The following is a 20,220-nucleotide window of genomic DNA, read 5'->3' as shown; positions in this document are numbered from 1 at the left end:
GCGCTATTGGGGGAGGGTGACCAGGGTGCGGCCGTGGCCACCGCCGGCGTCGACGTGGTCGTGGGCCTTGGCGATGTCGTCCAGCGGGTAACGGTTGCCGACGGGGACGGTGAGGGCGCCGACGGCGGCTGCGGAGGTGAGGTCGCGGGCGGCCTGGCGCTTGGCCTCGGCGGGGAAGTCGTCGCTGCCGAGCAGCCGCAGGGTGACGTTGTTGAACAGCAGCGGCCAGAAGGGGATCTCGGTGCGGTCCGCGCGGGTGGCGTAGGCGGCGATGACGGCCCCCTGGGCGGCGACGGCGTTGTCGAGATCGGCGTTGTCGGACAGCGCGACCTCGATGATCCGGTCGACGCCCCGCGGCGCGTACGAGCGGATGACTGTGGCGGGGTCGCCGGTGTCCAGGGCGACGGCGTGGGAGACGACGGCCGGGTCGACGTGGTCGAGGTCCGCGGTGCGGCGGACGGTGGCGATCACGGTGGCGCCGGCCCAGTGGGCGAGCTGGGCGGCCAGGGAGCCGACGCCGCCGAGAACGCCGTGGACCAGGACCAGTTGGCCCTCGACCGGACCGTCGGCGAAGACGGTGCGGTGGGCGGTGATGCCGGGGATGCCGAGGCTCGCGCCCAGCTCGTCACTGAGGTGGCCGGGCAGGGGTGCGGCCTGGTGGTCGGGTACGACGGTGTACTGGGCGGCCGTGCCGGAGGGGCGGTAGGACTGGGCGCCGTATACCCAGACCCGTTGTCCGACGCGGTGGACGTCGACTCCGGCGCCGACCGCGTCGATGACTCCGGCGGCGTCGCTGTGCGGGATCACCCGCGGGAAGGGCATGGACGAGCCGAGCCAGCCGCGCCGTTTCTTGGTGTCGCCGGGGTTGACGCCCGAGACGGTGACGCGGACGCGGACCTCGCCGGGGCCGGGGACGGGATCAGGGAGTTCACCGACGTGCAGGACATCGGCGGCGGGGCCCTGGTCGTCGTACCAGGATGCGAGCATGGGGGTACCTCCGTGGGCAGTCAGTTCGCGGGAGCGGCGGGCGCATGCGGATCGCTGTCGGTGCAGGCGGCCTCGAATACGGGCGGTTCCTCGCCGAGGGTCTCGCGCAGCCAGGTCCGTTCGGCTCGGCTGGTGGCGCGGGCGGTGAGCAGCATGCCCCGCCGGTAGGGGTCGGCGATCTCCTCGGCACGCAGGGGGCGCTCGTTGTCGTAGAAGAAGCTCGCCGGTTCTTCCAGGAACTCCAGCCGTCTGCGCAGCACCGCGTGCCGTTCGGCCGCGTCGGGCAGGTGGGAGAGGAAGGCCAGGACGACGTAGAACCGGGTGTAGTCGGTGATCTCGTGGTCGGCGGGCTTGCGCAGGCGTTGAAGCATGTCGGCCCGTCCGGCCGCGGTCAGGCTGAGCACGTACCGGGCCGCCCCCGCGGCCGGGTCGGTGCGCCGCTCGATCAAGCCCGCCCTGGTCAGGCGATTGATCGCCGGATACAGGCTGCCGTCACTGACCGGCCGCGTATAGCCGGTCAGCTGTGAGACGCGGCGGCGCAGCTCGTGTCCGGGCAGGGGTCCCTCGGCGAGGAAGCCGAGTATCGCGAGTTCCAGCATGAGCCCATCTTCGCATGCGAACATCGAATCGATGTGAACATCGATTCGATGTTACGCTCGCCGGTACCCGCCCAAACGTCTCCGGAGAGGCACAGCAAGATGCCATCGCAGTCCACCGAGTCAGTGATGAACCGTTTCGTCGAGTTCATCAACACGGGCAACGAGGATCTCGCCCACGAGGTCATTTCTCCGGACGCGGTGTTCCACGCGCCAAGCCACCCGGAACCACTGCGGGGGCCCGACGGGTACCTGGAAGTCATCGGGATGATGCGCGGCGCCTTTCCCGACGTCCAGTGGACGCTGGAGGAGACGGTCACCGAAGGCGACACCGTGGCCGCGCGGTTCACCATGCGGGGAACCCACGACGGTGAATTCTTCGGGATCCCGGCGAGCGGCAACAAGATCTCGGTGCAGGCCATGAACTTCTACTACCTGGCCGACGGCCGGATCGTCGGCGAACGGGGCCAGCCCGACCTCCTCGGGGTGATGCAGCAGATCGGTGCCCTACCGGCGCCGTGAACCTCGTAGCGCCGGGTGAGCCTTCCGCCGCGCGGGATTGCCGCTGCCGGGTGAGGGCCGTACGTCGTGGTGGCAGAGGGCGAAGGCCCGCACCGCAGCACAGCACCTGGGCGCCCAGCTCGCCGCCCCGCAACGCGAAGACCCCCGGCCCGACCGAATGCTCTCCGCCGGCTGGGGCACGAAGGAGACGCTGCGCGTGAAGCCGGTGGAACCCCTGCTGGTCGCGGAGGTCGCCGTGGACGTCTCCCTGGACACCGCGGGCCGCCGGCGCCACCCGGTCCGGCTGCTGTGCGTACGCACCGACCTCACACCCGCCGACACTCCCCGCCACCTCGGCACCTGACCGGTTGCCGCTACCGGCCGCGCCCATCGGAGGGCCGGCTGAAGGGGACGATCACTGCGGAGGACATGGAGTTCTGCGCACTCAGGGCGGTGTTCACGATGGCGGTGGCCGCGGCGTCGACCTGGTCCTGGAGCAGGCGTCGCAGGGCCTGGCTCCTGGCGAGGTCGGTGCGCAGCCTGGTGAGTTCCTGGTGGCGGGAGCGTTCGCGGGCAGCGGCAGGGCTGTCGGCAAGGCGGCTCTCCCAGGCAGCGAGGATGCGCGGGGCGCGGTTCAGAGTGGCGCGGCCGACGTCGGCTTCGCGGTGGAGATTGTTCTTGGTGAGCCAGCCGTCGGTGCGTTCCGGGCACCCGGCGAGAAGGCGTTCCATGGCCTGTTCCAGGGCGTGCTCCGTGGGTGGGGAGACGGTCACGGCTCCACCTTTTTGATCATCAGGGTCGACTCCGCGGAGCTGCACGTCCAGGGCAGCACGGCACCCAGGGGGCACGGTGGACACGGCTATCAGCCGGGACAGGGTGGCGCGTTCGGTTTCTTGCAGCGGTACGTGTTCGGGGCCCAGGACGCTGTTGGAGCAGCGGGCGGGCGAAGTACATGGCGACGCAACCGCCCACGACCGCATAACCTATGCCGCGTTGAACTCCCGCTACGGCAAGGGGGCCGCCGAGACAGTGGTTGGGCGCGTCAATACGCTTCTTCGCGACCTGTGACCACCGTGGCGAACTTTTCCAGCCCCGTACCCCGGAGTGCCGTGGACAGCTCGGAGCTGCCTCGGTGCCGAAGCCTCTTCCCTGCCAGGGATCCCCACCACCCAGACGATCTCGGCGATGGGTCGGCCAGAGGGGCTGACTGCCGCCTGGGCCGGGCCCGGAGGGTGGGACTTGTCACGGAGCCGGATCACTCCGTTCAGTCGGGATTCGGCCGGGTCCCTCCCCATCTCCTCGGCGGGCTCGACATGCAGTGGCAGCAGGTCCAACCGTGCCCACGGCCGCGTCGCACGGGACCCGCTCGTGCCGCGCCTGCGGCGGCACGCAGAAGGCGGAGCGGGTGGACGGGCCGGTGCTCTGACGGGCCAGGGTTGGCGTCACGGCCGGTGGGGCATCGTGCGTGTGCACCATGCCCCACCGGACTCGCCAACCGGAGGACGCGATGACACCTGCCGACTTCGACGATCTGATCGTGATGCTGATGCAAGGCGAGGTGGAACCCAACGGCACAGACATGATCGTCCTGTTGCGGGCGCGCGAACTGGCCCACGGCGAGACGGGGTCCGACTGGTCGGGCTCCTCGATGATCGCCGAGATCGCGGCACTCGCCGACCAGGCCTTCTCCGACGACCCCGCCGAGATCCAGCCCGCCCGCGAAGTCCTCTTCGCGCTACGCCAGTCCGAGGCGTCCGACGCGGCGGACGACCGGGAAGAGGGAATCCGGCAGAGCAAGACGATCCTGGGGCACATCGACGCCGCCCGATTCCCCGTCACCGCGGCCGGAGCGCACCTGAAGCTCGGCGGGGCGCTCCCCCGGCTGTCCTGGAGTGACGACGGAGTAGACAGATCCGTACTGCGGCAGGCCGCCGGCCATCTGGAGAGCGCGCTGGCGCTGTTGCCAAACGAGGAGGCCGACTTGCGGGCGATGGCCCGCTACAACGCAGCCCTGGCCTATCGCGATCTGTGGCAGTCGGGCGACGAATGGGAAGACGATGACGACGACCGGGGCAAGGCCCTCGAACACGGCCTGGCGGTTCTCGCCGCGATGGACCGCGGCGAGTTCTCCGGCGACCGGAGCACCATGAGCCGGGCCGTGCTGGCGGTCCTGATGGCCGACGGTGAGCCGAGGGACCCTCAGGCGCGCGAGCAGACCATCGCCGTCCTGCAGACCTGGCTGGCCTCGCGCGAGGGCAAGTCCCTGCCGCGCACGGAGAGACGAGCGCTGAAAGAGGCGCGCGACCACCTGATCACCCGCCGGGACCGCGGCTGAGCGTCCAGGTGATGTCCTGTGCTCCTGCGAGGAGGGATCGCCCGTGTTCCGGGACTATCTGTACATCGACCGGCCCCGGCTGGTGAGTTACGCCGAGCAGATCGGCGCGACGGCCGCGAAGACCAAGAATCGACAGTGGAGGATCGCCCTCGGCCTCAGCGGCCCCGTGGTCGAACATCAGCAGGGGTCGGCTGAACGCGCCGCGAACGACCACGAACTGGCCGAGTCCGTGACCCGCCATCTGCGGAAGAAGGGCGAGCTGCACACGACCCGCCCGGCATCCCTGGACGACGTGGACGAAAGGCAGGCCACGTTCGTCCTGGAGACCATGCGAGCGCGGAAGGTGATCTTCAGGCTGGACGGCGGCGGTACCCCGCGCGGACTGCGCGAGCTGGCGGTATGGGTGTCGAACCCCTTGGAGAACCCGTCGTCGCGCGACGCGGCGGGTGTCCGCGACGAGGAGGCGACGGGTATGTTCGTGTATCTGCTCGAAGGCTACTGGGACGACGAACCCGCCCAGCGCGCCTATTCGATGATGACCGCGCTCAACGTCCTGCTCAGCACGCTGCACGACGCCGGCGCGACGCCCGAACCGAGCGCCGGGACCGACACCTCGCGGGACGACTACGCGACGCCGGTCAACATCCTGGTGCGCAACGGCGGCGTCAAGGGCGACATGCGCACGGTCACGGCGCTCTACCGTGTGCGGTCGGTCTCGGAGAACAAGATCGTCAACGTCGGCGGACGCACCCTGCGCTGCCACGACCTCTTCGCTTATCCCCTGTACGTGGCCGCGGGGAACGGGTGAGTTCTCGGCGGGCACCTAACCGGACCGGGTGCCCCGCCTCCGGCATCCCGCCGGACGTCCTTCACCTGCCTGACATGCCTTCTGGCTCTGTTCGACGGCCGACTGCGGCGCGTTGGCCAAGGCCTGGAAGCCGACCGGTGTTCAGGCCCCGGCCTGCAGGCGCAGGCCGGTCAGGGTGAGTTCCAGTGCGGAGCGGAACTGATCGATGTCGTCGTGGCCGTCGAACTCGTCCACGATCTCGTGGACGAACGGGAACTCCTCGGGGTCGAGTGCGCGCCAGGTCCGGGCGAAGCGGCCGAGGAATTCCTCACGGGTCGTGGCGCCGTCGAGGATCTCCTTGGGCGGCTCCTGACCCAGGTCGACGGCGGAACCGACGACGACCCCGACGACGGCGGACACCGCGTAGAACCGTTGGAGTGCGGTGAGGTCCAGTCGGAGTGTCTGCTGGCCGAGCTTCTCGTACAGGCGCAGGGCGTTGCCCTGGATATCGGTGTTGCGCATGAAGTAGGCGCCCAGCCACGGGCGTTCGACGATGGCGTCGAAGAGGGTCAGGGCCATCTCGCGCAGGGCGTCGATCGGGTCGTCGCGGTGCGGGAGGCTCTCGACGTCGGCCAGGATCGTGGCCATGACGTGGTCGGTGGCGCGGTCGAGGAGTTCGTCCTTGCTCTCGACGTACCAGTAGATGCTGGCCACGCCGCCGCCGAGGCGCTGGGCGAGGGCCCGGAACGTCAGTGCCGGCGCCCCGGCCTCGTCCAGCAGAGCCACCGCTTCGGTGAGCACGGACTCCATCGAGTGCGAGGCCCTTCGGCGTCCCGTGCCCGAGCGGCCTTGCAGGCGTGCCATGACTGTTGTCCCCTCGCTTGTCCCGTCGCGTCTTGCATCGTATCGAACGTTGTTCTATCGTACCGCATCGTACGGCGTTCGATACCCGTACAACGTTCGATGACCGTGCGCCGTTCGATCACCGAACCGCGTTCGACCGGAAGGCCTGCGATGACCACCACCACGCTGCACCCACCCGCACGCGGCTACCCGTCCCTACGTGCGGCGTGGATCCCCCTGGCAGCCCTCTGCCTGGCCTTCTTCGTCGAGATGGTCGACAACACGCTCCTCTCGATCGCCCTGCCCACGATCGGCCGCGACCTCGGCAGCGGGACGACCGCGCTGCAGTGGGTGACCGGTGCGTACTCTCTGACCTTCGGCGGGCTACTGCTCACTGCCGGGTCGATCGCCGACCGGTTCGGCCGTCGCCGGGTGCTGCTGATCGGGCTGGGCGTGTTCGGCTCGCTGAGCCTGGGCGTCGTCCTCGTCACCACTGCGGGCGAGCTCATCGCGCTCAGGGCCGCGCTCGGCATAGCCGCCGCCGCGATGGCCCCGATCACGAACTCCCTCGTCTTCCGCCTCTTCGAGGACAAGGCGCTGCGGATGCGCGCCATGACGGTGATGATCGTCGTGGGCATGTCCGGCTTCGTCCTCGGACCACTGCTGGGCGGCACCGCGCTGGCCCATGTGCGGTGGGAGTGGCTGCTGGTCGTCAATGCCCCGATCGCATTGATCGCCTGTGTCGGCGTACGCCTCGGCGTCGCGGCGGACCGGTCCGCAGACCTGACCAAGGACGCGCTCGACGTGCCCGGCGCCGTCCTGAGCGTCTCAGCCATCGGGCTCGCCTGCTACTCGCTGACCAGCGGTGTCGAACACGGCTGGCTCTCCGCGGTCACTCTGGTGTCGATCGCCGGTGCGGTCGTGGCCGCGATCGCATTCGTCCGGCACGAGCGCCGAACGACCGCCCCCATGCTCGATCTGGGCCTGTTCACCAACGGCACCGTCCGAGGCGCAGCCATCGCTCAGATCGGTACGTCCATCGCGATGGCCGGCATCATGTTCGGCCTGATTCTGCACTTCCAGTACGCCTACGGCTGGAGCCCAGTACGCGCCGGGCTGGCCAATTTGCCGATCATCGTAACCATGCTCGTCGCGACCCCGCTGTCCGAATGGCTCGGCCGCCGCTTCGGCCACCGCGTCGCCTGCCTGGTGGGCGCGGCCTGTCTGGCCGGTTCGCTGACGGGTCTGTCCTGGGGCGTCGATCACGGATACACCGCCATCGCGGCCTGCATGGTGATCATGACCGTAGGCCTGCGCACCGTGATGACGATCTGCGCGGTCGCACTCGTCGACGCGATGCCCGCCAACCGCACCTCCATCGGCGCCGCCCTCAACGACACTGCCCAGGAGGTCGGATCCAGCATCGGCACCGCGGTGGTCGGCACCCTCATCGCTGCCCTGGTCACCACCCAGCTACCCGCCGGTACCTGGAGCCACGGACTCGTGACGTCGTTCTTCCACGGCGAACGGGTCACCTACGCCCTTCTCGCCATCGTCGTCGGACTGATCGCCGCAGGCGGCGCGCTCAGCCTCACCGATTCCCACAGCATCGAGGAAAGCCCAGCCGAGGAAGCCGCCTGACGGCACAGACCAGCCACTCCCCCACGGACCGCCCCCGCCGGCACGAAACCCCGAGGCGTCCCGACGTGCGCGGGACCCCGCCCTGAGGCTGCTACTGGCCGGAGCGGTCGCCGGCGGGTACGTGACGCCGATCGTCGGCCCGAAGGACGGGTCCGCTGTCCGGGAAGCCGCCGGCCAACCGGCGTGCCGTGTGGGAGCGGGTGGACCTGGTAGTTCACTTGCGGTCTGACGAACCGGAGTCCAGGTCATCCGGCAGGCATGTAGATCATGATCCAGTGGTCCCCTTCAGCGTCGTGGAGCAGCTCGCTCTGGAACGCCGGCACTCAGCCGAAAGCATCAGCAAGTTCGAGGCCACGTTCGGCCACAGGCGATAAACGCCAAGCTAAGAGCCTCCTGGACAATCACCAGCTCACGGGCAGCTCCCGTACCCCGTGCACCGCGCGTCCTTCGAAGGCGTACTCCTCCGCAGCGGGGTCGGTCAGGCGTAGTTCCGGCAGCCGGTGGAACAGCATCGGGAGCGCGATCTGGAGTTCGGCCCGGGCGAGCGACTGGCCGAGGCAGTGGTGGAGTCCGTGGCCGAAGGCAAGGTGCTGGCCGGCGTCCCGGATGAGGTCAAGGGTGTCCGGGTCGGCGAAGACCGCGGGGTTCCGGTTGGCCGCCTGGCGGGCGACCACCACGCCCTCGCCCGCCCGCACGGAGACACCCCCGACCTCCACGTCCTGGGTGGCGATGCGGCGCAGGCCGATGTGGACGACGGTCAGGTAGCGCAGGAGTTCCTCCACCGCGCCCGGCACAAGTTCCTCGTCGGCGCGCAGCACGGCCAGTTGGTCGGGATGGCGCAGCAGCGCGACGACGCCGAGGGAGAGCATGCTCGCGGTCGTCTCGTGCCCGGCGATGAGTGTCTGGACGAGGAGGCCGGCGGCTTCCGCCGGGGTGGCCTCGCCGGTGGCGACCCGTTCGGTGGCGAGTTTGCTCATCAGGTCGTCGCCGGGTTCGCGTGACTTGGCAGCCAGCAGTTGCTGCGGGTAGCCGAAGAGCGCCGCCCATCCGGCCCGCGTCGCCTCCGGTCCGGCCGAGACCGTGGCGAAGGCCGCGGCCTGCCGGTGGATGAACTCCCGGTCCGCGTACGGCACTCCGAGCAGCTCACAGATGACCAGAAGAGGCAACGGCAGGGTGAAGTGCTCGACCAGATCGGCGGGTTGCCGCTGTTTGACGACGCAGTCGAGGAGTTCGCCGGTGATGTGCCCGATGGCCGGCCGCAGTTGCTCCACCCGTCGGAAGCTGAACTCGGGAATGAGCATGCCGCGCAGCCGGGTGTGGTCGGGCGGGTCCATGGCGAACAGCTGGCCCGGGGTGCGCGGCGGTGTCGTCGGCTGGAGCCCGGGGAAGCCCGGCCGGACGTTCTCCGAGCTGAACCGCGGGTCGCTGAGGACAGCGCGGGCGTCTTCCTGCCGGGTCACGAGCCAGGGATGGTTGTCGACCCACAGGCTGATCCTGGCCAGGGGCCGCTCCCGGACCCATCGCCCGTACTCGGCGGCGGGGTCGAGAAGGGGGCGATGGCGAGGCAGGCGCGGACTGTCCGTCGGGTGCATGTGGGGGGCTCCTGTGGTCAGGGGGTGGTGATGCCGGCGAGGGCGAGGAGGAGGTCCTTGACGTCGGTAGCGTCGATCTCGTCGCGTGCGGGACCGGGGCGTGAGCACAGCAGGACAGGACTGTCCTGCGGATCGTGCGGCAGCCTGCCGTGGCTGCCGCGCACACCGGACGGGTCCAGGGGGACCGTCTTGATGCGGTGGCGCAGTCCGGCCTTCTTGCGGGCGACCTGGCCGATGGCGCGTGCCTTCACGCCGGGCACGGTCGGGTCGTAGTGGAGTTCGGCGGGGTCGTAGCCGGGTTTGCGGTGGATCTCGACCTGGCGGGCGAAGTCCGGGGCGCGGTCGTCGTCCAGCCAGTAGTAGTACGTGAACCAGGCGTCCGGCTCCGCGATCGCGACCAGCTCCCCGGAGCGTTCATGGTCCAGCCCGTGGAACGCCTTGCCCTTCTCATCCAACACCTGCTCCACGCCCGGGAGTTCAGCGATGACGTCCGCCACCGCGTCCGTGTCGGCGGGGTCGCGGACGTAGACGTGGGCGACCTGGTGGTCGGCGACCGCGAAGGCGCGGGAGGTCCACGGGTCGACGTACTCCATGCCGTCCTGCGTGTGGACGTCGAGCAGCCCGGCCCCGCGCAGCGCGCGGTTGATGTCGACCGGGCGGGAGACGGGCGCGATGCCGTACTCGCTCAGGATCACGACCGTGGCGTCCTCGCGCCGGAAGTGGTCCAGCAGGGGGCGCAGCGCGTCGTCGAGCCGTCGCGCCTCGCGGGCCGACTGCGGTGAGCCGGGGCCGGAGCGCTGGGGTTCGTAGTCGAGGTGGGGGACGTAGACCAGGGTCAGGTCGGGGTGGTGTTCGTCGAAGATCCGGCGGGCCGCGGCCAGGATCCACTGGCTGGAGGGCATGCCCGCGTTGGGGCCCCAGTAGGTGAAGAGGGGGAACGGGCCCAGTCTGTCGGTGAGTTCGTCGTGCAGGGCGGGGGGCCAGGTGTAGCAGTCGGGTTCCTTGCGGCCGTCGGAGTAGTAGACGGGGCGCGGGGTGACGGTGAGGTCGACGTCGGCGCCCATCGCGTACCACCAGCAGACGTTGGCGACCTTGTAGTCGGGCTTGGCGCGGCGGGCTGTGTGCCACAGCTTCTCGCCGCCGACGAGGGCGTTGTGCTGGCGCCACAGCAGGACTTCGCCCAGGTCACGGAAGTACCAGCCGTTGCCGACGACGCCGTGCTCGGCGGGCGGCGCACCGGTGAGGAACGTTGACTGCACGGAGCAGGTCACGGCGGGCAGCACGGGGTTGAGCCGGGCCTGGAAGCCCTGTGCCGCGAGGGCCGAGACGGCGGGCATGTGCTTCAGCAGGCGGGGGGTGAGGCCGGCGATGTCGAGAACGACCAGTCTCGTCATGAGACGGTCTCCTTTCGCGTGAGGGACTGGGGAAGCAGGCCGAGTTCCTCGAACCGGTCGCGGGTCCAGGCGAGTTCGGCGGCCAGGCCCGCGACGAGACCGGCGCGGTCGTGCGGGCGCAGGTGCTCGGGCAGGACGGACCAGGTGTAGGTCTCGACCTCGACGTGGTCACAGACGGCGTGCGGGCCGCCGAGCAACTCGCCCAGCGCGGTGGTCAGTTCGGCCGCGGTGGTGCGCAGCGGTGGTTCGGGCTCGGCGTGCAGCGGCGCGTGGAAGTGGACTCGCCAGGCGGATGCGGGGTCCAGTCCCCCGGCGAGGGCGTCCGGGAGGTCGTCCACGCCGGTGACGGCGCCGCCGGGGGCCGTACGGGTCTGATGCAGGAAGCGGGGTTCGGCGAACCGGGCGAGCGCTCGGCGCGCGGCCGGGTCGGCGGGATCGTCGGCCTGGAGGGCGCTGGAGGCCTGGACCTTGACGACCGGGATCGCTTTCGCAACGACAGGGCTGCTCAGGCGGATCGGCCTGAGCGGACGGACCGGTGCTCGACGGAATGCCGCATCGTCGCGGCCGTCGACAGGAGCGCGCACGGCAGGTGGGAACGCTCACAGCCACTCCGGACGCTTTCGGAGCGGATCTCCCGTCGGCGAGTATGTCAGGACATGTTGAAAGTGAGAAGACTTTCCAGAATCTGAAATACGCAACCGCACCAGCACAGACGCCGGCCCGCAGGTGCACTTCTGTCACTCCGGGACCCATCCTCCAAGCGGCGTCCTTGGAGACGTCCTCAACGCGGCTGACCACCCACCAGATGTTGCCGAAGGGGTCCCTGATACACCTTCCGCGCTGTCCGAGGGCTTCGTCGGCCAGGGAAGTGACGACGTGGCCGCCGGCTGCGACGGCTTGTGAGAACGCTTCCTCCGCGTCGGCGACGAACACGCGCAGCAGGCTCGGCACGGTGGGCCAGTCAGTACGTCGGTCGAAGGCCAAAACCACGGTGTCGCCGACGCGGACCTCACCGTCACCGACCAAGCCGTCCCGGTCGATACCCGCCCGAGTTCCTCTCTCCCCCGAACGCCTGGGCTACGAAGTCGAGGAAAGCCCCGTGCCGTCGGTGACGACCCAGGGCGCGACGGTGGGGCAGCCCCGGGCACCCAGCTCTCCCTCGGAACACGGCAGTTCAGCGATCCTTCGAACTCGGACTTCAGTCCCCTATGGATGAGTCGTGCACAGATCCATCGCGATCGCTCCGGCCAGCGGGCCCGGCCTCAGGCCGCACGCCCACAAGCTCAGGCTCCAACCCCCCGCCCAACCCCACACGTCCACGGCCCACGTCAACACGCCAGGCCTCGAAAGCCCAGCTGGTGAGCGCGACGACCGCCAGGCCCAGGAGCCAGCCACCCACCACATCACTGAACCAATGGACACCGAGCGCGACCCGGGTGAAACCGACGCCGAGGACGGACACGACCGAGACGCACCAGCACAGCGCACGCAGAGCACGCGGCACCACGGGCAACAGGACCAGCAGCAGAATCGCGAAGGACGTCGTCGCGGTCATCGCGTGACCCGAAGGGAAGGAGAATCCCGGTGCGTGCGCGACCGGATCCTCCAACGACGGTCTCGCCCGCTCGACCACCACTTTGACCAGCAACCCGATGAGTCCACCGGCCGTGGCCGTCACGGCGGACCAGATGGCGAGGCGCCAGGCCCGGCGGTACAACAGCCATACGGTCAGCAGCGCTACGGCCGTGCGGAGGGTGACCGGGTCCCACACCCGGTCGGACAGGAACCGCAACACATCCGTCCACGCCGGGTGTTGGAGGGCCGTCTCGTTCAACTGCCGTGCGGCGCCCGCGTCGAGCCGGCGCAGCGGCTGCCACTGCCCCTCCACCAGGACGAGCAGCAGTCCGAACGGGACGGCGGCCACGGCGGCGACCGCAGCCGAACCGAGCAGGTGGACGCCGAATCTCCGGTCGGCCGTACGACGACGGAGGTCGCGAAGGCGTCGGGCCGTGGCACGGACCATCACTCACACTCCCGGGTCGGCGGTGATCGGACCGGGCCGCAGCGCCCGCGCCGCTTCCAACTGGGCGGCGAAGGACAGGCCCAGGAAGAGGGCGATGGAGGTCAGGTAGGCCCAGAGCAGCAGGGACATGAAGGCGCTGAGCGGGCCGTAGACCGCGTCGAAGGATCCGCTGAGGTTCAGGTACAGGCTCAGCAGCCAGGTCAGAACCGTCCACAGGACGAGGTACACGGCGGCGCCGAAGGCCAGCCAGGTGTAGCCGGGCTGGCGGCGGCGCGGGGAGCGCCGGAAGATCGCGCTGGCCGAGAGGAGGGCGAGCAGCAGGCCGAAGGGCCAGCGCAGGATCTCGCAGGCGGCCCTGGCGTCACCGTCGAGGTGGTAGACCGTCGCCGCCGCGGCGGCCAGGTCGCCGCCCGCCACCATCACGACGAAGCCGATGCCGAGCGGGATCCCCGCGCTCAGCGACATCAGCAGCCCGCGCAGATACTTCTGACGGAAGGGGCGGTCGCGTTCGTTGCCGTAGATCCGGTTGGCTCCGCGTTCGATCTGGCACATCGCGGTGGTGACGTTGACCAGGGAGAAGAGCAGGCCGAACCAGAGGGCGATCTGGTCGCCGTCGCCCGCGCTGTGGCGGCCGCGGTCCAGGGCGTCGTCGACGACGTCGGCGCTGGGGCCGCGCGCGATGCGGTGGATGGTCAGTTCGGCGAGTCTGCCGATGTTCTCCGTGTGCAGCGCGGTGGACAGCCCGACGAAGGCGATGGCCAGCGGGATCACCGCCAGCACCGTCTGGAGGGCGAGCGCGCGGGAGTGGCTGAAGCCGTCGGCGTAGCGGAACCGGACGAACGAGTCACGCAGTAGCGGCCAGCGGCCGTAGCGGCGCAGGGACGCCAGCGCCTCGTCGGCCGAGAGGTCGTCGCCGGTCATGTCACGGGTCTCGGGGACCTTGGTGGCGGTGCCCATTCACTTCTCCCGGGTGGGCAGCAGCACGGTCAGCGCGCCGGGGCTGACCTCGGCGGTGAGACGCCTGCCGTGGGACACCGGGTCACCGTCGAGTTCACGCGACTGCGGTACGGCGAAGGTGAGTTCGGCCCGCCGGAAGGTGCGGAACTCCACCGCCACGCCCTTCGTACCGGTGCCGTCGGGGACGAGGGTGTCGAGGGTCGTGGGCCGCGCGCTTCGACCGCGCCCGCGTGCCAGAGTGATCAAGGCACTCATCCAGCCGCCGGGGCCGCGCGGGTCCAGGATCAGCAGATCGAGCAGTCCGTCGTCGGGGCGGGCCGCCGGGAGGAGTGTGAGACCGCCCTGCACCGTGCCCACGTTGGCGAAGAGCACCATGCGGGCCGTGCGGTGCAGGACGGGCCCGTCGTCGAGACGGACCGTCAGCCGCATCCGGGGTGTGCGCAGCGTGCCGAAGGTGGCGAGTACGTAGGCGAGCCAGCCGACGGTGGACTTGGCGCGGGCGTCGGTGTGTTCCAGCATCGCGGCGTCGAGCCCGGCCCCGGACATCGCGGCGAAGTGGGTGGCGGCGAGGCCGTCGCCCTCGATGCGGCCGAGGTCGAGGCGGTGCGGGGTGCCGGACAGCGCGGCGTCGAGCGCGTCGACGGGGGTGAGCGGCAGGCCGAGGTTGCGGGCCAGCAGGTTGCCGGTGCCGCAGGGCACCACAACGAGGGGTACGCCGGTGCCGGCCAGGGCGTCGGCGGCCGCCCTGACGGTTCCGTCGCCTCCGCAGACCACGACCAGTCGCGCTCCGGAACGGACCGCGCCGGCCGCCTGGCCGGTGCCGGGGTCGTCGGCGGTGGTCTCGATGAACTCCGGTGCGCGGTGGCCGTGTTGTTCGAGGATGTGGCGTAGTTTCTCCCGGTCCGCCTCGCCGGTCACCGTGGGGTTGAAGATCACGGCGGTGCTGCCGGGCTCGCGTTCCTCGACCTCGGCTGTCGCGTCGGTGGGCCCGGTGCGCGGCGAGGGGACGGCGACCACGGACCCGTCGGCGAACAGGGCACGGCCGACGATCAGCAGGGACAAGGCACCGTTGGCCAGTCCACCGATCACATCCGTGGGGTGGTGCATTCCCCGGTAGAGGCGGGAGGCACCGACGACCAAGGGCACGAGCAACAGCAGCCCGGCCAGCGGCCACCGCCACGGCCTGCGCACCCGGGACAGCACGAGCACCGCCAGTCCGGCGTAGAGCGCGGTCGCCGCGCCGGTATGGCCGGAGGTGTAACTGGACGTGGGCGGGGAGGCGTCGAGACGGTGCACGTGCGGGCGCGTCCGGTCCACCGACTCGGTGACGGCCAGGAACACCAGTGCCTGGAGCGAGACGGCCACGGCGAGGAAGACCGCCTGACGCCACATCGGCAGCCGGGGGACGAGCAGCAGCGCCACGCAGCTCACCAAGGTGACGGCGATCACCGTGAGGGTGTTGCCCGCCTCCGAGCCGAGATACGACAGGGCGGTGAGCGGGCCCGTACGGATCCGCTCCAACCCCTCGTCGACGTGGTCCTCGACCGTCAGCGGCCACACGTTCCGGGCGGGGCCGGTGATCAGGAGCCCGAAGCCCACCATCAGAGCGGCCTGGCAGAGGGTCAGTACGCCGATGCGCGCCGCGGTGCTCCCGGTACCGCGGGGCAGAACAGGCGAGCGGCTCCGCCGGACCTCCTCAGGTTCGTTTCCGGTCGCTCCCACTGCTCTTCCCGGCACTGCGGTCGACATCGGCGCTCCCACGGATCGGCGCCTCGCGGCGGTCCACGATCGGGTGACGTTCACATCCGATCCATCGCCGTCTGCCCCCAAAGCCGAAGCGCAGACACCCCCTCACGTGGGAATCCATGAACCCACGCCCCGGGCGCGCACAGAAGGTGCCCATGGGCCACGCGTCGACGACCGCGGTCGTCCCACACCGCCGCTGATCAACTGCCGGACACCGCAACGTCTTTGGCGCGGCGGCGGGCCCACCCTGGCCTGACACGACAAGGCCGGCTCGATCCCGAGAAGTAGTCCCGCCCGCGAACAGGCCCGAACTACCCACCCGTACAGCTCTGTTGGCCTGGCTTGGGGCCAGTTACCGGACCTCGTCCTCGCCCCGTGCCCCCACCGTGGCGAAACTCCAACCGCACTGACACGACTGCTAGTTCAGAGCAGAGTGACACCGTCCCGTACCGGCCACACAACCATCCCGCCACCCTCGACGCACCGGGCAACCCACGTCACAGATCCTGTCCGCAACCCCTCGTACACAGACGGCCAGATTTCAACTATGCCGCTCCGTGTCGCTCGCGTATCAATGGGGATCGCAAGTTCCGACGGACCGTCAGATTCGATCCCCCGCAGTGTGCCCGCACCCACCCGGCCCGGGGTCGCCATCCCACACATGGCACTCCCACCAACGGGAAGGGAACACGATCCCCATGAAGCGCTTAACCACCGGTGCGGCAGTCACGGCTGCGGTCATCGCCGCCACGACGCTGGCCTTCGCGCCCTCCGCGTCAGCCGCCGTCACCCCGAGCTCCGCCACCATCACCGCCGCCTGCGGGCTCTTCGGCGGCGGCTCGGCCACGCTGACCGCGACCCAGGTCAGCAGCACGTCGGCCACCATCACCCTCAGCTCCACCGCCATCACCACGCCGCTCGCCCTGTCGGCGAACTCCATCAGCTCCACGCTCACCATGACCAACTCCACCGGCGCCAACCGGGTGTTCAGCGGCACCGTGAACCCGGCCATACCCGCGGGCGGCGCGGTCACCGTCGGTCCGCTTCCCGGCACCGTGGCCGTCGGCGACAGCCTGGACTTCTTCAAGGGCTCGCTGAAGATGGTCATCTTCGGCATCTCCGTCACCTGTACGTCGAGCGCCGCTCAGACGCCCGGGCCCTTCGTCTTCAGCTGAGCCTGCCGTGAGTGAGTGACTCGCTCCCGATGCCGCAAGGACTGATGGGCCTGACAATCCGTCATGTTCTTGCGGCATCTCCGCCGACTTCCGGGAGCCGCCGCACCCGCGCCCGCGGAATACCGAACCGTCGCTCCGGGCGGACGACGCCCTGCCCGCACCGGGATCACACCCCGACAGGCTTCCACCCGGAGCGACGCCGTACCAACCGCGAACTGCCCATAAGCGCCCCGCATCGCGGCAACCCCGCCGTACCTGCGCCCCCGGCCGCCGGGAACACCCCTCATCAGGAACTCGGTACCACCCCACCTACACTGCGGGCGTGAATTACAGCGAACTCGAGGCCGACATACTCCAGCTGATCGTCGGAGCCACCGAGGACAGTGTTCGTGCCTTCGGAGAGGAGACGGTGACCCGTCTGGTGCGGCCGGAGCTGCTGCGCGGTGCGGCCGAGGACGAACTCACCGAAGAGGCGCGCGCGGCACTGACCATCGCCTGCGCCAATGTCCTGACCATCAGCGCCGCCGAGCTGCACGACAAGCTCGCGACGATCTACGACGGCATCCTGGTCGATGACGATCTGGACACCGGAGTCCTCACTGCCATCAGTGCGTTGGCGCACTGGAAGAGCTACCTGGAGCGGAAGCGGCGCGGCGAACTCTACGAACTCGCCATCCGTTCCATCGAGGACGTCGACCACCAGGTCTCCGCCGACCTCGACGACATGCTCGCCACAGCGGAGATGGCCGCCGAATACGAGCGCATCCGCCGCCTGCTGGACCCTGGCACGAAGTAGGGGCTCCGGACATATCGTGCGCGGTCCGGGAATCCAGCCCGAGGTCTTCCCCACCCGCTCCGGACGCAGTGCGCGATACGACCTCTCGTACGCTCACAGCGACGACGCGCGGCAACCGGGCGGGATGTCCGCCACCGCTCAGTCCCCGACCCGCACCAGCCCGCTCTCGTAGGCGAAGATCACCGCGTGGACACGGTCCCGGAGGCCGAGCTTGGTCAGGATCCGACCGAGGTGGGTTTTCACCGTCGTCTCCCCGACGAACAGGCGGCCCGCGATCTCGCTGTTGGCCAGTCCGCGGGCCACCAGCGCAAGGACGTCCCGTTCCCGCTCGGTGAGAACCGCCAGGCGGACACGCTGGGCGGACACGGACGCGGGGGCGTGCAGGACGAAGCGCTCGACCAGTCGTCGGGTCAACGACGGCGCCACCATGAGCTCGCCCCTGAGCACCGCACGGACGGTCACCAGGATCTCCTCGGCGGGGGCGTCCTTGACGAGGAAGCCGTTCGCGCCGGCCCGCAGGGTCGCGTAGGCGTACTCATCGAGGTCGAAGGTGGTGACGACGAGGATGCGGGGGCCGTCGGGCTGCGCACAGAGGTGTTCGGTCGCCGCGAGTCCGTCCAGACCGGGCATGCGGACATCCATCAGGACGAGGTCCGGCTTCAGGGCCGCCACCCCCGCGATCGCCGCGTCGCCGTCGGCGGCCTCGCCCACCACGGTGAGATCGGGCTGGCTGTCGACGACCATCCGCAGCCCCATCCGGATCAGCTGCTGATCGTCGCAGATCAGCACCCGTGACGATGACACGGTGCGCTCCGAGGTCGGGGCCGGGTCGGTCATGGGGTCGCCCCGGTCGGCTCGGGCCTGCCCGGACGCAGGGTTGCGGCGACCTGGTAGCCGCCGTCGGGTGTGGGCCCGGCGTCGACGCGCCCGCCGTACAGGGCGGTTCGCTCCCGCATGCCGGTCAGTCCGCGACCGGACGGGAGCAGCGGGGCAGGACGCCCGGCTGCTCCGGCCGAGTTCTCCACCGTGACGCGAATCAGTCGCCCGGGCTCCTGTCTGCCGGTGTCGACCCGCACATGAACCGTGGCGTCCGGTGGCGCGTGCTTGACCACGTTGGTGAGTGCCTCCTGCACGATGCGGTACGTCTGGACCATGAGATCCGCCGGAAGGCCGCCGCGCTCTCCGCGAAGATCCAGCAGGGCGCGCCTGCCGCTCGTGTTGAGGCGTTCGATCAACCGCCGCAGATCGGCCGCGAGTTGTTCGATGGCCGCGCAGGAGCCCGAGTCGCCGATCGAGGCGTCCGCGTCGGGGGTGCGCAGCACCTCCAGGAGTCGGCGAAGTTCGCCCAGTGCCTCACGGCCGGTCGCGCTGATGACGCCGAGCGTGCGATCGACAACGGCCGGGTCGACCTGCCGCATCAGCCTGCCGCCCTCGGCGTTCAGCACCATCACGCTCACGCTGTGCGCGAGGACATCGTGGATCTCCCGGGCGATGCGCGCCCGTTCCTCGGCGACGGCGACCTTGGCCAGGGCGAGGCGCTCCGACTCGGTGAGCACGGCCCGCCGCTCGAACTCGGCCATGTAGGCGCGCCGGGCACGGACGTACTCGCCGAACACCCAGGCCCCGGCCAGCAGGAGCCCCACCGCGAGCGGCGTGAGCCAGGCCCCCCGGGCGCCCGGGCCGCCGTAGTCCCGCTGCCAGGCGGGAATCCACAGCAGGACGCAGCCGGCGGCACAGACCACTGTCGCCGCGGCAGCCCTGCGCAGGCCACGGACCGTGAGGGTGGCCAGGACCGCGGCCAGGGCGGCGGCGCCGCGTCCCGGTTCCTGTCCCCAGACCTGTCCGAGGTACTGCGCCCAGAAACCGGCTGTCACCAGGGCCGCGACGAGCACCGGCCGGCGGCGGCGCCACAACAGGGGCAGCACCAGGGCGATGTAGACGACCGCCTGCACCCAGACCGGCCGCCACCCCGGCTGGGGGCGGATCACCGGGGGCACGGCAACCAGCACGACCAGCAGCAGGTCCGACAGCCACGGATATCCGTGCCGCAGGCGGGACAAGGTCTCGATCAGCTGTTGCACCGCCTCACGCTACGACCGGCACCCGCTCGCCCGCGTCGTCCTGGCGGGCGTCACGGGGTCCTCCCCCAGTCGTACGGACACCGGCCGGGGATACGACGTGCGGCCACCCGGGGCGTTTCCACCATGGCCGCCATGTCGATGACCACCGAATTCCTCAGACGCCCCCTCATGACCGGTGCCGTGGCGGCCAGTTCACGGCGGCTGGCGCACGCCATGACCGAGGGCATCGGCCTGGAGCAGGCCCGGACCGTTGTCGAACTCGGCCCGGGAACCGGGGTGTTCACCGACTCGATCCTCGCCCGGCTCGGACCCGACGCACGACTCGTCGCGATCGAGCTCAACCCGGTGCTCGCGGCACGGTTGTCGGCCACCCGGCGGGACACGCGCCTGACCGTGATACGGGGTTCGGCCGCCGAGTTGACCGCGGCGGTGGGCGAGCCGGCCGACGCGGTGGTCTCCGGACTGCCGTGGACGGTCATGCCGCGAGAACAGCGCGGACGCATCCTGGACGCCGTGGCCGAAGTCCTCACGCCTGGCGGCCGATTCACCACCTTCGCCTATCTGCACGCGGCCTGGACTCCGCCCGCCCACCATCTCACCGCCGAACTCGCCTGCCGCTTCGACCGGTTGGAGCGCTCGAAGGTGGTGTGGGCGAACCTCCCGCCCGCCTTCGTGCACCGTGCGGCCAAGGGGTTCAACACCGTTGCTGCCAGCGGTAGTTCGAACCGTCCTTGACCTGCACCAAGTCACGGCCCGCTCCTCGCCC

General features: G+C 70.2%; 20 protein-coding genes and 1 pseudogene. 8 read left to right on the top strand and 13 right to left on the bottom strand.

Annotation, left to right across the window (positions count from 1 at the left end):
- Nucleotides 1–3: 3 nt before the first annotated feature.
- Together JHN63_RS03290 and JHN63_RS03285 are read right to left on the bottom strand one after the other, a co-directional pair.
- The gene (locus JHN63_RS03290) at nt 4–987 is read right to left on the bottom strand and encodes an NADPH:quinone reductase (protein WP_200677125.1); all 984 of its coding nucleotides are present in this window, start codon (nt 985–987) and stop codon (nt 4–6) included.
- A 20-nt stretch (nt 988–1,007) separates the two neighbouring features.
- Nucleotides 1,008–1,586: a PadR family transcriptional regulator gene (locus JHN63_RS03285; RefSeq protein ID WP_200677124.1), complete on the bottom strand. Its 579-nt coding sequence runs from the start codon at nt 1,584–1,586 to the stop codon at nt 1,008–1,010.
- Nucleotides 1,587–1,619: 33 nt separating this feature from the next.
- Between JHN63_RS03285 and JHN63_RS03280 the strand changes: the two genes are divergently transcribed.
- Entirely contained in the window at nt 1,620–2,105 is a 486-nt protein-coding gene (locus JHN63_RS03280; protein WP_307781798.1) for an ester cyclase, read from the top strand.
- A 37-nt stretch (nt 2,106–2,142) separates the two neighbouring features.
- Nucleotides 2,143–2,448, top strand: coding sequence for a hypothetical protein (locus JHN63_RS03275; protein WP_200677123.1), 306 nt, complete (start codon nt 2,143–2,145; stop codon nt 2,446–2,448).
- A 10-nt stretch (nt 2,449–2,458) separates the two neighbouring features.
- Here JHN63_RS03275 and JHN63_RS03270 read toward each other — a convergent pair whose 3' ends face one another.
- Entirely contained in the window at nt 2,459–2,857 is a 399-nt protein-coding gene (locus JHN63_RS03270) for a hypothetical protein (RefSeq protein WP_200677122.1), read from the bottom strand.
- 734 nt (nt 2,858–3,591) lie between these two features.
- On the opposite strand from JHN63_RS03270, the gene JHN63_RS03265 reads away from it, so the two are divergent.
- Both JHN63_RS03265 and JHN63_RS03260 read left to right on the top strand, forming a co-directional pair.
- Nucleotides 3,592–4,419: a hypothetical protein gene (locus tag JHN63_RS03265; RefSeq protein ID WP_200677121.1), complete on the top strand. Its 828-nt coding sequence runs from the start codon at nt 3,592–3,594 to the stop codon at nt 4,417–4,419.
- 43 nt (nt 4,420–4,462) lie between these two features.
- Complete coding sequence (locus JHN63_RS03260; RefSeq protein ID WP_200677120.1) at nt 4,463–5,227, top strand: hypothetical protein; 765 nt, start codon at nt 4,463–4,465, stop codon at nt 5,225–5,227.
- 141 nt (nt 5,228–5,368) lie between these two features.
- Here the strand turns inward: JHN63_RS03260 and JHN63_RS03255 are convergent, their stop codons facing one another.
- Nucleotides 5,369–6,016: a TetR/AcrR family transcriptional regulator gene (locus tag JHN63_RS03255; protein ID WP_200677131.1), complete on the bottom strand. Its 648-nt coding sequence runs from the start codon at nt 6,014–6,016 to the stop codon at nt 5,369–5,371.
- A 204-nt stretch (nt 6,017–6,220) separates the two neighbouring features.
- Between JHN63_RS03255 and JHN63_RS03250 the strand changes: the two genes are divergently transcribed.
- Nucleotides 6,221–7,690 (top strand): MFS transporter, encoded by a 1,470-nt coding sequence (locus JHN63_RS03250; RefSeq protein ID WP_200677119.1) that lies wholly within the window; start codon nt 6,221–6,223, stop codon nt 7,688–7,690.
- Between the two features lie 401 nt (nt 7,691–8,091).
- Here JHN63_RS03250 and JHN63_RS03245 read toward each other — a convergent pair whose 3' ends face one another.
- The 7 genes and pseudogenes from JHN63_RS03245 to JHN63_RS03220 all read right to left on the bottom strand — a co-directional run bounded on the left by JHN63_RS03245 (nt 8,092) and on the right by JHN63_RS03220 (nt 15,405).
- Nucleotides 8,092–9,282, bottom strand: a complete 1,191-nt coding sequence (locus JHN63_RS03245; protein WP_200677118.1) for a cytochrome P450 — start codon at nt 9,280–9,282, stop codon at nt 8,092–8,094.
- Between the two features lie 17 nt (nt 9,283–9,299).
- Nucleotides 9,300–10,676: an alkaline phosphatase family protein gene (locus JHN63_RS03240; protein WP_200677117.1), complete on the bottom strand. Its 1,377-nt coding sequence runs from the start codon at nt 10,674–10,676 to the stop codon at nt 9,300–9,302.
- A complete protein-coding gene (locus tag JHN63_RS03235; protein WP_374222887.1) occupies nt 10,673–11,260 on the bottom strand; it encodes a hypothetical protein in 588 nt (195 codons plus the stop codon). The genes JHN63_RS03240 and JHN63_RS03235 overlap by 4 nt, the downstream gene beginning before the upstream one ends.
- Nucleotides 11,261–11,429: 169 nt before the next feature.
- Nucleotides 11,430–11,828: pseudogene (locus JHN63_RS52355) on the bottom strand (VOC family protein); the annotation flags it as partial.
- Nucleotides 11,829–11,874: 46 nt separating this feature from the next.
- Nucleotides 11,875–12,699 carry a phosphatase PAP2 family protein gene (locus tag JHN63_RS03230; RefSeq protein ID WP_200677116.1) on the bottom strand — a complete coding sequence of 275 codons (825 nt, stop codon included), beginning with the start codon at nt 12,697–12,699 and terminating at the stop codon, nt 11,875–11,877.
- A gap of 3 nt (nt 12,700–12,702) precedes the next feature.
- The gene (locus tag JHN63_RS03225; RefSeq protein ID WP_200677115.1) at nt 12,703–13,656 is read right to left on the bottom strand and encodes a YihY/virulence factor BrkB family protein; all 954 of its coding nucleotides are present in this window, start codon (nt 13,654–13,656) and stop codon (nt 12,703–12,705) included.
- Nucleotides 13,657–15,405 carry a diacylglycerol kinase family protein gene (locus tag JHN63_RS03220; RefSeq protein WP_200677114.1) on the bottom strand — a complete coding sequence of 583 codons (1,749 nt, stop codon included), beginning with the start codon at nt 15,403–15,405 and terminating at the stop codon, nt 13,657–13,659.
- Nucleotides 15,406–16,100: 695 nt separating this feature from the next.
- On the opposite strand from JHN63_RS03220, the gene JHN63_RS03215 reads away from it, so the two are divergent.
- Both JHN63_RS03215 and JHN63_RS03210 read left to right on the top strand, forming a co-directional pair.
- Entirely contained in the window at nt 16,101–16,577 is a 477-nt protein-coding gene (locus tag JHN63_RS03215; protein ID WP_200677113.1) for a hypothetical protein, read from the top strand.
- A 322-nt stretch (nt 16,578–16,899) separates the two neighbouring features.
- Nucleotides 16,900–17,373, top strand: a complete 474-nt coding sequence (locus JHN63_RS03210) for a hypothetical protein (protein WP_200677112.1) — start codon at nt 16,900–16,902, stop codon at nt 17,371–17,373.
- A gap of 138 nt (nt 17,374–17,511) precedes the next feature.
- Here JHN63_RS03210 and JHN63_RS03205 read toward each other — a convergent pair whose 3' ends face one another.
- Nucleotides 17,512–18,210, bottom strand: a complete 699-nt coding sequence (locus JHN63_RS03205) for a response regulator transcription factor (protein WP_200677111.1) — start codon at nt 18,208–18,210, stop codon at nt 17,512–17,514.
- Nucleotides 18,207–19,454: a sensor histidine kinase gene (locus JHN63_RS03200; protein ID WP_200677110.1), complete on the bottom strand. Its 1,248-nt coding sequence runs from the start codon at nt 19,452–19,454 to the stop codon at nt 18,207–18,209. The genes JHN63_RS03205 and JHN63_RS03200 overlap by 4 nt, the downstream gene beginning before the upstream one ends.
- Before the next feature lie 132 nt (nt 19,455–19,586).
- Between JHN63_RS03200 and JHN63_RS03195 the strand changes: the two genes are divergently transcribed.
- Nucleotides 19,587–20,189: a class I SAM-dependent methyltransferase gene (locus JHN63_RS03195; RefSeq protein WP_234476056.1), complete on the top strand. Its 603-nt coding sequence runs from the start codon at nt 19,587–19,589 to the stop codon at nt 20,187–20,189.
- Nucleotides 20,190–20,220: the final 31 nt, after the last annotated feature.

The sequence above is a fragment of the Streptomyces sp. MBT65 genome (genome assembly GCF_016612545.1).
GTDB lineage: Bacteria > Actinomycetota > Actinomycetes > Streptomycetales > Streptomycetaceae > Streptomyces.
Note: the sequence above shows the minus strand (reverse complement) of the source record. Positions and strands in the feature narration are given on the sequence as shown.